The 12,626-nt window shown below is 61.2% G+C and carries 10 protein-coding genes; 2 read left to right on the plus strand and 8 right to left on the minus strand.

The features are described 5' to 3' along the window. Positions 1-30: 30 nt before the first annotated feature. On the plus strand, positions 31-1,404 hold the full coding sequence (locus tag HB633_RS23380) for a nucleobase:cation symporter-2 family protein (protein WP_213780506.1): 1,374 nt from the start codon (positions 31-33) through the stop codon (positions 1,402-1,404). Between the two features lie 17 nt (positions 1,405-1,421). Here the strand turns inward: HB633_RS23380 and HB633_RS23385 are convergent, their stop codons facing one another. From HB633_RS23385 to HB633_RS23400, 4 genes are all read right to left on the minus strand, one after another. Continuing rightward, the gene (locus tag HB633_RS23385; protein WP_213780507.1) at positions 1,422-1,664 is read right to left on the minus strand and encodes a prevent-host-death protein; all 243 of its coding nucleotides are present in this window, start codon (positions 1,662-1,664) and stop codon (positions 1,422-1,424) included. An 82-nt stretch (positions 1,665-1,746) separates the two neighbouring features. Beyond that, positions 1,747-3,405 carry an efflux transporter outer membrane subunit gene (locus tag HB633_RS23390; protein WP_213780508.1) on the minus strand — a complete coding sequence of 553 codons (1,659 nt, stop codon included), beginning with the start codon at positions 3,403-3,405 and terminating at the stop codon, positions 1,747-1,749. 1 nt (position 3,406) lies between these two features. Next, a complete protein-coding gene (locus tag HB633_RS23395; protein ID WP_213780509.1) occupies positions 3,407-6,565 on the minus strand; it encodes an efflux RND transporter permease subunit in 3,159 nt (1,052 codons plus the stop codon). A 37-nt stretch (positions 6,566-6,602) separates the two neighbouring features. Further along, positions 6,603-7,871: an efflux RND transporter periplasmic adaptor subunit gene (locus HB633_RS23400; protein WP_213780510.1), complete on the minus strand. Its 1,269-nt coding sequence runs from the start codon at positions 7,869-7,871 to the stop codon at positions 6,603-6,605. Positions 7,872-8,324: 453 nt separating this feature from the next. Here HB633_RS23400 and HB633_RS23405 point away from each other — a divergent pair, with 453 nt between their 5' ends. Beyond that, a complete protein-coding gene (locus HB633_RS23405; protein ID WP_056351494.1) occupies positions 8,325-8,966 on the plus strand; it encodes a TetR family transcriptional regulator in 642 nt (213 codons plus the stop codon). A gap of 10 nt (positions 8,967-8,976) precedes the next feature. Here the strand turns inward: HB633_RS23405 and HB633_RS23410 are convergent, their stop codons facing one another. The 4 genes from HB633_RS23410 to HB633_RS23425 form a co-directional block, all read right to left on the minus strand. Continuing rightward, positions 8,977-9,735: an SRPBCC domain-containing protein gene (locus tag HB633_RS23410; RefSeq protein ID WP_213780511.1), complete on the minus strand. Its 759-nt coding sequence runs from the start codon at positions 9,733-9,735 to the stop codon at positions 8,977-8,979. Positions 9,736-9,771: 36 nt separating this feature from the next. Beyond that, positions 9,772-10,134: a DUF427 domain-containing protein gene (locus HB633_RS23415; RefSeq protein ID WP_213780512.1), complete on the minus strand. Its 363-nt coding sequence runs from the start codon at positions 10,132-10,134 to the stop codon at positions 9,772-9,774. Between the two features lie 234 nt (positions 10,135-10,368). Then, positions 10,369-10,890, minus strand: a complete 522-nt coding sequence (locus HB633_RS23420) for a carboxypeptidase regulatory-like domain-containing protein (protein ID WP_213780513.1) — start codon at positions 10,888-10,890, stop codon at positions 10,369-10,371. A gap of 156 nt (positions 10,891-11,046) precedes the next feature. Then, positions 11,047-12,585, minus strand: coding sequence for a DegQ family serine endoprotease (locus HB633_RS23425; RefSeq protein ID WP_213780514.1), 1,539 nt, complete (start codon positions 12,583-12,585; stop codon positions 11,047-11,049). Positions 12,586-12,626 lie beyond the last annotated feature (41 nt).

The following is a 12,626-nucleotide window of genomic DNA, read 5'->3' on the forward strand; positions in this document are numbered from 1 at the left end:
GGCGATCAAATTGATGGAGAGAGACAAGATATGGCATCAAACCAGGTTCACCCGTGCGACGAACGCTTGCCCGCCGCCCAGTTGCTCACATTGGGCATCCAGCATGTACTCGTTATGTACGCAGGCGCCGTCGCCGTGCCGCTGATTCTCGGCGCGGCGCTCAAGCTGCCGAAAGACCAGATCGCGTTCCTGATCAGCGCCGATCTGTTTTCGTGCGGTGTTGCGACGCTGATTCAAACGCTCGGCCTGTGGATCTTCGGCATCCGCTTGCCTGTCATCATGGGCTGCACGTTCGCCGCCGTCGGTCCGATGGTCGCCATCGGCACGAATCCCGGGCTCGGCATTCTGGATATATTCGGCGCGACGATCGCGGCGGGCGTCATCGGGATATTTCTCGCGCCGATGATCGGCAAGTTGCTGCGGTTTTTTCCGCCTGTCGTGGTCGGAACGGTGATCGCGGTCATCGGCTTGTCGCTGATGGGCGTGGGGATCAACTGGGCGGCCGGCGGTGTCGGCAATCCCGAGTATGGGAACCCGGTTTATCTGCTGCTTGCGCTCGTTGTGCTCGTGCTGATCCTGTTGATCAACAAGTTCGGGCGCGGGTTCATCGCGAATATTTCCGTGCTGCTGGGAATCGTGGCGGGCTTTGCGATCGCGATGTCACTCGGACGCGTCGACCTGAACGGCGTGACGAGCGCGCCGTGGGTCGGTATCGTGCTGCCGTTTCACTTCGGCTTGCCGCACTTCGACCCGCTTTCCATTGCAACGATGGTCATCGTCATGTTCGTCACCTTCATTGAATCGACGGGCATGTTCCTCGCTGTCGGCGACATGGTCGAGCGTCCCGTCGATCAGGACGCGCTGGTGCGCGGTCTGAGAGTCGATGGCCTCGGCACGTTGATTGGTGGCCTGTTCAACTCGTTTCCGCATACATCGTTTTCGCAGAACGTCGGGCTGATCGGCGTGACGGGCGTGAAAAGCCGCTTTGTGTGCGCAACCGGCGGCGTGATTCTGGTGGCGCTTGGGCTCTTCCCGAAAATGGCGCAAGTGGTGGCGTCGGTGCCGCCGTTCGTGCTGGGCGGCGCAGGCATCGTGATGTTCGGGATGGTCGCGGCGAACGGGATCAAGGTGCTGTCGAAGGTCGACTTCGTGAAGAACCACCACAACTTGTTTATCGTGGCGGTGAGTATTGGACTTGGACTCGTTCCGGTGGTCGCGCCGAAGTTCTTCTCTCAATTGCCGCACGCGCTCGAACCGATTTTGCACAGCGGGATCTTGCTGGCGTCGGTGTCGGCGGTGCTGCTCAATATTGTGTTCAACGGCGTGAAGAAGGAACGGGATGCTACGTGCGCGATTCGGCGCGCCGGTCATGATTTCGATGGGACGGTGAAGGCGGATCGGTGAAAAGCGTTCAGCTCAGCTCAAAGATCCGCAATGTCAACGTCAACGGCTTGCTCGCCGATTCGCGTTCTGACGATACACGCCAGATCAATGTCATCGAGTCGTTCGCACACCGCATCCCATACATGCGCGGGGACCAGGTAGGCAATCGATTTAACGCCGATTTTCAACGCGATTGGCCCAGCTGCGCGTTCGATCAGGCCCTCAGGATCTAACTGCAATTCATCCAGGGTCACCAGTCGATCAGCATAGAATTTATTCATATAGCTCCGTATCAACGAGTGCGCAGACAAAAAAACCGCAGCCATGGCTGCGGTTTTTTTCCAAACGATCCCACTATCCAAACTATCCCGCCGACCCAACCGCTTTCCCTTCAGCGTCGACCTGTGGTTTCGCCACCGGCATCAAATGCTGCACCGGCACCAGCTTCGCGAAACCCGTCGAAGGCCCGGTCGATACCGAACCCACCGTCGCGCCTGAAGCCGCAGCAGCCGGAGCCGCCGTCGCCGGCGTACCGATATCCCGATAATCCGGGATCAGATCCGACGGACGCGGCTGATCGCCCGCATGCTCGATCCAGCCGCCACCCAGCTGACGATACAAATCCACGAGGTTGGTCGCCCGGTTCAGCCGCGCCGTGATCAGCAGTTGCTGCGCGGTGTACAAATCGTCCTGCGCCGTCAGCACCGAGAGATAGCTGTCCACGCCGTTGCGATAACGCAGGTCCGACAATTCCAGCCTGCGCGACTGCGACTTCGTGAACAATTCGAGCGCGGTGATCTGCTGATCGTAGGTCCCGCGTGCGGCCAGGCCATCTGCCACTTCGCGGAACGCGGTCTGAATCGCCTTCTCGTAATTCGCGATTTCGATGCGCTTCTGGATCTGCGCCACGTCGAGATTGGCGATGTTCGCGCCGCCCTCGAAGATTGGAATCGAAATTTGCGGTGCAAACGACCATGCAGCCGAACCCGGCTTGAACAATCCGCCAAGCGACGGCGACAACGTCCCGAAACTTCCCGTGAGAGAAATCTTCGGGAAAAACGCCGCGCGCGCCGCGCCGATGTTCGCATTCGCCGCCAGCAACGACTGCTCTGCCGATGCAATGTCCGGACGCCGCGTCAGCAGGTCGGACGGCAGGTCAGCAGGGATATCGGCGAGCAGGTTCTGGCTGTCGAGCGGCAAGCCAGGCGGCAGATCGGCGGGCAACGGCTCGCCGACCAGCAGCACCAGCGCGTTCTCGGCCTGCGCCCGCAGACGCATTTGCGACTGCAGGTTGGCCGCGGCCTGTTGCTGAACGCCCTGAGCCTGACGCACGTCAAGCTCGGTACCCACGCCGTTATCGAACTGCAGCTTCGTGATCCGATACGACTCGTCCGCCGTCTTCAGCGTGTTGCGCGTGACGGTGAGCTGGTCGTCGTCGGAAAGCATGGTGAGGTACTGATCGGCGACTTGCGAGACGAGCGAAATTTCCGCCGCCTTGCGCGTCTCGGCCAGCGCGAAATACTGCGCCAAAGCCTGATCCTTCAGGCTTTGAATCCGCCCGAAGAAGTCGATTTCCCACGATGCATTCGCACCAACCGAATACTGATTCGAGATGGTCTGGCCGAAGAACGACAGATCCTTTGGCGTGCGCTGCTTCGTTTGCGAGCCGACTGCATCGAGCGTCGGGAACAAGCTCGCGCGCGTGATCTGGTACTGCGCACGTGCCGAAGCGACGTTGAGCATGGACACACGCAAATCGCGGTTGTTCTTCAACGCGATTTCGACGATCCGCTGCAAGCGGGCATCGGCGAAGAAATCACGCCAGCCGATATCCACCGCCGGTTTCGTTTCGGCGCTGCGGCCGTTCGCGTCGCCCGATGTCGCGCTCGGCTGCTTGTCGTAGACGCCGCCTTGCGGGAACGTCTGATCGACCGGCGCCGCCGGGCGCACGTACTTCGGCGCCATGGTGCAGCCAGCCGCGAAAAACGCGACCGCTGCTGCTATCAAGGAGTGTTTTAGCATCTCAATTTCCTTCCTTGGCCGGAGCAGGCGTACCACCGTGGTCGTGATGCGGCGTGCCCTTGTCATGACTGATCTTGCTGATCACCACAAAGAACATCGGGATCATGAAAATCGCCAGGAAGGTCGCCGTCAACATCCCGCCGATCACGCCCGTACCAATGGCGTGCTGGCTCGCCGAACCCGCGCCGTTACTGATCGCGAGCGGCAACACGCCGAGAATGAACGCCAGCGACGTCATCAGAATCGGGCGCAACCGCAGACGCGCCGCCTCCATGGCCGCTTCAACCGTCGTGCGTCCCTGCGAGCGCAAGTCACGGGCGAATTCCACAATCAGAATTGCGTTCTTCGCTGACAAGCCCACCGTAGTCAACAAGCCGACCTGGAAGAACACGTCGTTTTCCAGTCCGCGCAAGGTAGCCGCGAGCAGTGCGCCCAAAATACCGAGCGGCACGACCATGATCACCGAGAACGGAATCGACCAGCTTTCATACAGCGCCGCGAGACACAAGAACACAACGAGAATCGAGATGCCGTACAGAATCGGCGCCTGCGAACCCGACTGGCGTTCCTGCAGCGACAAGCCCGTCCATTCGTAACCAATACCCGCCGGCAACTTCGCCGCGATTGCTTCGATGGCGGCCATGGCCTGACCCGTCGACTTGCCCGGACCCGCCGCACCCTGGATTTCCACGGCCGAAATACCGTTGTAGCGTTCGAGCTTCGGCGAACCGTAGATCCACTTGCCCGAGCCGAACGCGCCGAACGGCACCATGCCACCCGAACTGTTGCGCACGTACCAGTCGTTCAGGTCTTCGGGGTTCATGCGGAATGGCGCATCGCCCTGGATGTAGACCTTCTTGATCCGGTTATCAACGTCGAGGAAGTTGTTCACATACGACGAACCCCACGCAATCGAGAACATGTTGTCGATGTCCGCCGGCGACACACCCAGCGCGCTCGCCTTCTCACGATCGATGTTCACCTTGAACTGCGGCGTATCGTTCAAGCCGTTCGGACGAACCTGCGCGAGCGTCGGGTCCTTCGCGGCCATGCCGAGCAACATGTTGCGCGCCTGGATCAGCGCGTCGTGCCCGAGACCCGAGCGGTCCTGCAACTCGAAGTCGAAGCCCGAAGCCGTGCCGAGTTCCGGAATCGACGGCGGATTGACCGGAATCACCATCGCGTCCTTGTACGTGGAGAAGTGCCCGAACATCCGGCCAACGAGCGCGCCCACCTTCTGGTCCGCGTGCTGGCGTTGCGCGTAGTCCTTCATTCGCACGAACACGAGACCCGAGTTCTGGCCGCGGCCGGCAAAGCTGAAGCCGTTCACGGTAAAGACGGCGTCGACGATATCCTTCTGGTCCTTCAGCAGCCAGTCGGTGATATCGGCGAGAACCTTGGCCGTGCGTTCCTGCGTCGAGCCTGCCGGCGCTTGAACGATCACGAACATGGTGCCTTGGTCTTCGTCGGGCAGGAACGACTTCGGCAGCCGCACGAACAGGAAACCCACCGCAACGATCACCACCAGATAGATGATGAGCCAACGGCCCGAACGCTTGATCACGTGCTCAACGCCACTGTGATACTTGTCCTGGCTCTTCGTGAACGTACGGTTGAACCAGCCGAAGAAACCCTTCTTCTCGACGTGATGGTCCTTGTCGATAGGCTTCAGGATCGTCGCGCACAACGCCGGCGTCAAAATCAACGCGGTGAGCACGGACAAGATCATGGCCGCAACAATGGTCAGCGAAAACTGACGATAAATCGCGCCCACCGAGCCGCCCGAGAATGCCACCGGCACGAACACCGCCGACAGCACGAGTGCCACGCCGACCAGCGCGCCGGTGATCTGGTCCATGGCCTTCCGAGTCGCCTCCTTCGGCGATAACCCCTCCTCGGCCATGACCCGCTCGACGTTTTCCACCACCACGATTGCATCGTCCACCAGCAAGCCGATGGCGAGCACCAACCCGAACATGGACAGCGTGTTGATCGAGAATCCGACCAGTCCCATGACCGCGAACGTGCCCAGCAACACCACCGGCACGGCGATCGTCGGGATCAGCGTGGCGCGCAGGTTCTGCAGGAACAGGTACATGACCAGGAACACGAGCACGATACCTTCGATCAGCGTCTTGACCACTTCTTCAATGGACAGCTTCACGAACGGCGTGGTGTCGTACGGATACTTCACGACCAGGCCCGGCGGGAAATACTTCGACAGATCGTCGATCTTCGCGCGCACCAGCTTTGCCGTGTTCAGCGCGTTGGCGCCCGTGGCAAGCTGAATACCGAAGCCGGCGGTCGGCTGACCGTTGTACTTCGTATCGAAGTTGTAGTTTTCACCGCCCAGCTCGATGCGCGCCACATCCTTGATACGCACTTGCGAGCCATCAGGATTGACCTTCAGCAGGATGTTGCCGAACTGCTCGGGCGTTTGCAGCAGCGTGGCTTCCGTGATGGTTGCCTGCAGCATCTGCCCCGGAACCGCCGGCGTCCCGCCGAGCCCGCCGCCCGCGACCTGCACGTTCTGGTTCGACACGGCGTTCTTGACGTCGATTGCCGTCAGCGAGAAGTTATTGAGCTTGGTCGCGTCCAGCCATATTCGCATTGCGAACTGCGAGCCGAACAGCGTGACCGTACCCACCCCGTCGATACGGCTGACCGGATCCTGGATCTTCGAGGCAACATAGTTCGCGAGGTCGTAACGGCCCATGCTGCCGTCGGTGGAGACGAACGCCATCACCACCAAGAAGCTGCTGCTCGACTTCGTCACCTTCGTGCCGAGCTGCTGCACGGCTTGAGGCAACAGCGGCGTAGCCAGCTGCAACTTGTTTTGCACCTGAACCTGAGCAATGTCAGGGTTGGTGCCGGCGGCGAACGTCAGCGTGATGGTGGCCGTGCCGGAGTCATCGCTGGTCGACGACAGGTACAGCAAGTGATCGAGGCCGCTCATCTGCTGCTCGATCACCTGCGTCACCGTATTTTCGACCGTCGTGGCCGAAGCACCCGGGTACGTGGCACTGATCTGAATGGCTGGCGGCGCGATCGTCGGGTACTGCGCGATCGGCAAGGTGAAGATCGAAGCGATCCCCGCCAGCATCAGAATAATCGCGATCACCCAGGCAAAAATCGGGCGATCGATAAAGAACTTTGCCATGAAACAGGCTCCCTGTTATTCCGTCAAATGCGCCTGATTACGCGCCTGATGCTGCGGAGGCGGCTGCCGCGGAAGCGGGCGCCGGAGCGCTCGAAGCCGTTGCGCCGCTGGCGCCGGCAGCCGGAGCCGAAGCTGCGGCGGCGCCGGAAGCACCTTGAGCACCCGGCGGCGGCAATTGCGCATCGACTGGCTTGACGGTCGAACCCGGCCGCGCCTTGTCCGTGCCCTGCACGACCACCCGGTCGCCCGCGTTCAGCCCGCTGTCGACCACCCAGCCCGAGCCATACGTGCCGGAAGTCACCAATTGGCGCAGCACCACCTTGTTGTCCGCGTCGACCACGAGCGCCGTCGGCTGGCCCTTCTGGTCATGCGTCACGCCGACTTGCGGCACGACGAGCGCCTTGTTGTTCACGCCTTCGTCAATACGAGCGCGCACGAACATGCCCGGCAACAGCACACGATCCTTGTTGGGGAAAATCGCGCGCACGGTCACGGAACCGGTGCCCTGGTCGACGCTCACGTCCGAGAACTGCAACTTGCCCTGTTCCGAGTACGTGCGGCCGTCTTCAAGGATCAGCGAGACCTTGGCGGCGTTCGGGCCACCCGTCTGCAGACGCCCTTCCTGAATGTCGCGGCGCAGCTTGAGGCCGTCCACGCTCGATTGCGTCAGGTCCACATAAACCGGATCCAGTTGCTGGACAGTCGAGAGCAGCGTGGCCGCGCTTGCCTGCACATACGCGCCCGGCGTGACCTGCGACAGGCCGATACGGCCCGTAATAGGCGATACGACGTCCGTGTAGCCCAGGTTGATCTGGGCCGTGTCGACGGCAGCCTTACCCGACGCCACGTCCGCAACCGCCTGCCCTTGCGTTGCCACCGCGTTGTCGTAGTCCTGCTTGCTGACTGCGTTCGCGGCCACGAGCACCTTGTAGCGCGCGGCGAGCGCATTTTGCGTCGCGACGTTGGCCTGGGCCTTCGCAAGCGTGGCCTTGGCCGTATTCAGTGCTGCGATGTACGGCGCCGGATCGATCTTGTAAAGGCGCTGACCTGCCTTCACATCTGCACCTTCGGTGAACTCGCGGCGCTGCACGATGCCGTCGACCCGCGCGCGCACCTGGGCGACGAGATACGCGCTCGTGCGGCCCGGCAGTTCGCTGACGACGGAAACGATGGTCGGCTGGATGGTGACGACGCCGACTTCAGGCGTCTGGGGCGGCGGTGGTGATTGTTTTTGTCCGCAGGCTGCAAGGATTAGGGCAGCCGTCGCGGCACTGATTAAGCGGAATGGAACCCGTTCGACGCGCATGGAGCGACCTCTGTCAAAGACTGAGATTGAAATAAGTGCGCGGCCGCCTCTCCTGCCGGCGGGCCGCAACAAGCGTCTTTAGACGCAAACCAGTAGCCTGTGGGCGTAAAAACCAGTGCCCCGACCATCATTCGTGTTCCGCGCCGGGCGTCGTCTCTGTCGTGCGACTGCCGCTTGTGTGGGCCTGGGGTGGGCCTCGCGGACGGGCGGCGGCTGAAAGCTGTGTCGGATATTAACCGGTCAATGCGGCTTGGGCTATCGTTGGACGGATGGTATTGTATATACATTCACGGACGAACGTAAAAGAGACGATCGTACGTGAACACGAGCAGCGCGAGAGGAATCGTCTCGGAGCATCGAAGGACGATAAACAAATGTGTGACGTCGCTGCAGGATAATGTAAGAAAGCGCCGTATTGTTGCGCTGAGCAGGCAAGCTGGAATTGACGAAATAATGGTCCGACGAACGAAGGAAGAGGCGGCGGAGACGCGCAACGGCATTCTGGATGCAGCCGAGCGCGTGTTCTTCGAGAAGGGCGTGTCGCGCACGACGCTGGCCGATATTGCACTCGAAGCCGGCGTGACACGCGGCGCCATTTATTGGCATTTTGCGAACAAAGGCGATCTTTTCACCGCCATGTTCGACCGCAGCCTGTTACCGCTCGACGAACTGGTGGAAGCCACGCTCGACACAAAAGAACCCGATCCCCTCGGACGGATGCGCGATATCTTCATCTGGTGCATGCGCAATATCGCGCTGGACGAACAGCGGCGCCGCGTATTCGATATCTTGTTCTTGAAATGCGAGTTCGTCGAAGACATGGGTCCGGTGCGCGAACGCCACCAGACGAATATGCGCGAAGGCAAGGAGAAGATTGAACGGGGATTGTTGAATGCCGTCGACAAAGGCCAGTTACCGGCGCAACTCGACACCCACCATGCCACGACCATCCTGCATGCGCTGTTTACCGGGATTCTGTACGACTCGCTGATGTGGCCGGAGAGCATCGACCTGAAGAATGAATCGGAACGGCTGATCGACTCGTGTTTCGATGTAATGCGCTACAGCCCGTCAATGTTGCGTCCCGCCGCGTGAATCGCGTGCCTCATTGCAAGCCGTAGTGCTGCGCGAGAAACAGGAAGATTGCGACGCAGCCGAGCATTGCGGCCCAGGCCCACGCGGGCAAGCTGTGCGGATGATGCCGTGGCGTGTGCCCATGCAGCCGATGCCGCAATACGCCGCCAATGGCATCGGCCGCAGCCGCGCGCGACTTCTGCGCCGCGGCGCTCGCCGGCCGCGCAAATGCCGCTGACATGGTAATGGGTCTCAGGAACACATGCCGCCGCGAGACTGCGGCATTCGGCGCCTGCGACGCCGGATGACCATGCTTTGCGCGCACCACTTCGCAGAATTCGGCGAAGAAATCATCGGCGACTTCGCGCAGAGCGTTTTCGATCTGACGCGGCGGCAAGCTTGCTAGCGGCCCGGTGAGCGTGGCCCAGACCGTATATTCGATCCACGTCGATTCGCAGTTCGCGTCCGGAATCATTGCCACCGCGATTTGTCCGCGCAACGATCCCACGCCTTCGCCGCGCGCCTTGAAGCTCAATGTCTGGGCGTCGACTTCGCCCTCGGGACCATCATGTCGCGGCACACGGCGCGCTTCGGCCACGTGCGCGCGGATCACGTAACGTGACCGCAACGCGCCGAGCGGCACGGTCATCGCGAGCATGTATTCACCGCCGGCCAGCCGCAGAAGCGATTCGCAATTGTCGATGCTCGCTCGCACCAGCGCCAGATCGCCCAGCGCCTCGCGTACCAGAGCGGGGTCGAGCGGAATGCGTAAAGCATCGGCAACTTCCATCACGACCTCCCCTGATCCTATCCGGCGGTTCAGTAATCAGGCGCCCGACGTTTCATCGATACGATCGACGCGCGTCGGGTGAAACGCGAGATAGCCCTTGATCTGCGTGGCGCTTTCCAGCGGTTCTTCGTAGCTCCAGACAGCGTTTTCGATCGGACCTTCTTCGGTGAGCAGATGGTAGTAAGTGGCGTCGCCCTTGTACGGGCAATGCGAGGTGTGCGTGGACCTGGCGAGGCGCGCCATGTTGACGTCGCCGCGCGGGAAATAATGCACCGGATCGAGACCGGTTTCGGCGAGCGTCAGCGCCGCCTGCGTGTCGGCAAACGTCACGCCCTGATGAATCACGCGATGCCGCCGCGTGTTCAGCGAAATTTCAATGTGATGGGTGTCGGTGTTCATCGTGCGCTCCCGGTTTCATGCTGGATCAATAGCGGTTTCGATGTAAGACACTAAACTGCGCCGTCTTGCGCACGACGCACAAAAAAACCACGGGCTTTCCGGGACCCGTGGCTTTCATTATGAGACAACTCCGAGGGAGTTGTGCAAGCGTTGTGCGCGGGTTTATGTCCGGCGCCACACATCGTGCGCGCGTTCGTGTCGGTCCCGGCAGTTTGTTCCGATTACTGCATCCGCTTACTGGGTCGACCAGTGGAATGCCGCCTTTGCCTTGCCGTTTCCGGCCACAGTCACCGCCTGTTTCTTCTCCGAATCCTTGTACTTGGCGTAGACCGTATAGCGGCCCGGCGGCAATTTCACGAGCATGTACGGGCCCATTGCATCGGTTTTGAGGACTTCGCCGTTCTTTTCATCCGCAATTCGAACGTGGACGTCTGAAAGATAGTCGGCCGTCGGTCCCGTAAAACGCAACGAAAGCGGCCAGTGCGCCTGTTCGCGAATCAGCGCGTGCGACTCGTCGAGCCCCACGCCACCCGATGTGTACGACACATTGCCTTGCGTCTGAACCTGCGGCAGTCCGCCGCCGTTCGTGTTGCCGGCGCTGCTCATGTCGCTGGTTTCGGCGCTCGACGCCTGTGCAAACGCGCCGCCCGCCACGCCAAAAGTCAAGGCGGCCGCGAGGAGCGCGATCGATACCTTTTTAAATCCATTCTGCTTCGGTGTTCGGTGGATCGTCGCTGCGTTCGTCGTCCTGGTCATTTGTATAGCTCCTTGTGGACTTCAGACGCCTTCATCGGCGTGCGGTTCTGATTGCTGCCGGCAGCGCAGCATCTGAACAGACGAATCAGCACAGTTCATGCCCGCATCCCGCCCTATTTCCGGGTCACGAAGACGCCGTGACCCGGAAATCCCGCTTCAGCCGAGATCCACCGGCACAAAGATTTGGGCATCGTCGCGCTGGATCAGCAACGCGATGCTGTCACCCGCGGCCTTGACCATCGTCTTCAATTGCTGGACGGTCGTGACCGGCTGGCCGTTGACCGCGAGAATCACGTCGCCGGCCTGGATGCCTGCGCTTTCCGCCGCGCCGCCCGCTTGTTGAACCAGCAGACCACGCGATAAAGACGCGCTCTGCTTCTCTTCAGGCGTCAGCGGCCGCACGGCCACGCCCAGACGCGCATCCTGCGATGCCGATTCGCTCTTGTCCGCGCCGCCCGTGCTTGCGGTCTTTGCATCGCTCAAGGCGCCGACGGTCACCGTCAGGTCCTTCGTACCCTTGTCGCGCCAGACCTGCAGCTTCGCGGTGGTTCCCGGCGGCAGACCGGCGACTTGCGCCGGCAGCGCGTTTGAATCGGCGACAGCAAGTCCGTTCACCGACAAAATCACGTCGCCCGGTTCAAGACCTGCCTTCGCCGCGGGGCCGCCAGGTTCCACCGAACTCACCAACGCACCGTTCGCGCTTTGCATGCCGAACGATTTCGCCAGCGTCTGGTTCATGCCCTGCACCGTCACGCCAAGACGCCCGCGATCCACGTGTCCCGTCTTGATCAGTGCGTCCTTCACCTTGATCGCTTCGTTGATCGGGATTGCGAACGAAAGCCCCTGGAAACCGCCGGTCTGGGAATAGATCATCGAATTGATGCCGATCACTTCGCCTTGCAGGTTAAAGAGCGGGCCGCCCGAATTGCCGGGGTTCACCGGCACGTCGGTCTGGATAAACGGCGTGTAATTCTCGTTGGGCAACGAGCGCGATTTTGCGCTGATGATGCCGGAGGTCACGGTGTTATCGAAACCATAAGGCGAGCCGATCGCGACCACCCACTGGCCGACCTTGCTGCCGTTCGGGTCGCCGATCTTCACAACCGGCAGGCTCTTCGCATCGATCTTCAGCACCGCCACGTCCGACTGCTTGTCGGCACCGACGACCTTCGCGCGGTACTCGCGTTTATCGGTGGTTTTGACGGTGACGACGTTCGCGCCATCGACCACGTGCGCGTTCGTCAAAATGTACCCGTCGCTACTCACGATAAAACCCGAGCCCAGGCTTTCGCTGGGGGTATCGGCGGCATTGGGGCCGTTGCCGTTGCCGTCGCCGCCCATGCCGGGCACGCCGTTACCGTAGAAATGCTTGAAGAACTGATAGAACGGATCGCTCGGATCGATCGGCAATTGCGGATTGCCGCCGTTCGCGCCGCCATTCATGCCACGCCGCGCGGCTGTCTTCACGACATGCTTTGCGCTGATGTTGACGACGGCCGGGCCGTAGGTCTCGACCAGACCGGAGAAATCGGGAATGCCGGTTTTGGCGGCGGCTTCGGCGGGCATCATTGCGGCTTGCGCCGGCGTGATGACCTGCGGCGTGGCAACGTTGTGGTTACCGGCCACATAACCCGCCGACAAGGCGACTGCAACGGCTACCGCAACGGCGCTGCGGGTAATGATCTTCGCTTTCATCGTGTGCTCCTCGGGGATGCGCTTCATGATGAAACGAAGAG

It is taken from the genome of Caballeronia sp. dw_276, assembly GCF_018449635.1.
GTDB lineage: Bacteria > Pseudomonadota > Gammaproteobacteria > Burkholderiales > Burkholderiaceae > Caballeronia.

Excerpts from the sequence above, each read along its gene's own strand:
- HB633_RS23400 (WP_213780510.1), bottom strand. The coding sequence starts at position 7,871 with ATGCGCGTCGAACGGGTTCCATTCCGCTTAATCAGTGCCGCGACGGCT.
- HB633_RS23390 (WP_213780508.1), bottom strand. The coding sequence starts at position 3,405 with ATGCTAAAACACTCCTTGATAGCAGCAGCGGTCGCGTTTTTCGCGGCT.
- HB633_RS23420 (WP_213780513.1), bottom strand. The coding sequence starts at position 10,890 with ATGACCAGGACGACGAACGCAGCGACGATCCACCGAACACCGAAGCAG.
- HB633_RS23405 (WP_056351494.1), top strand. The coding sequence starts at position 8,325 with ATGGTCCGACGAACGAAGGAAGAGGCGGCGGAGACGCGCAACGGCATT.
- HB633_RS23425 (WP_213780514.1), bottom strand. The coding sequence starts at position 12,585 with ATGAAAGCGAAGATCATTACCCGCAGCGCCGTTGCGGTAGCCGTTGCA.
- HB633_RS23385 (WP_213780507.1), bottom strand. The coding sequence starts at position 1,664 with ATGAATAAATTCTATGCTGATCGACTGGTGACCCTGGATGAATTGCAG.
- HB633_RS23395 (WP_213780509.1), bottom strand. The coding sequence starts at position 6,565 with ATGGCAAAGTTCTTTATCGATCGCCCGATTTTTGCCTGGGTGATCGCG.
- HB633_RS23415 (WP_213780512.1), bottom strand. The coding sequence starts at position 10,134 with ATGAACACCGACACCCATCACATTGAAATTTCGCTGAACACGCGGCGG.
- HB633_RS23410 (WP_213780511.1), bottom strand. The coding sequence starts at position 9,735 with ATGGAAGTTGCCGATGCTTTACGCATTCCGCTCGACCCCGCTCTGGTA.
- HB633_RS23380 (WP_213780506.1), top strand. The coding sequence starts at position 31 with ATGGCATCAAACCAGGTTCACCCGTGCGACGAACGCTTGCCCGCCGCC.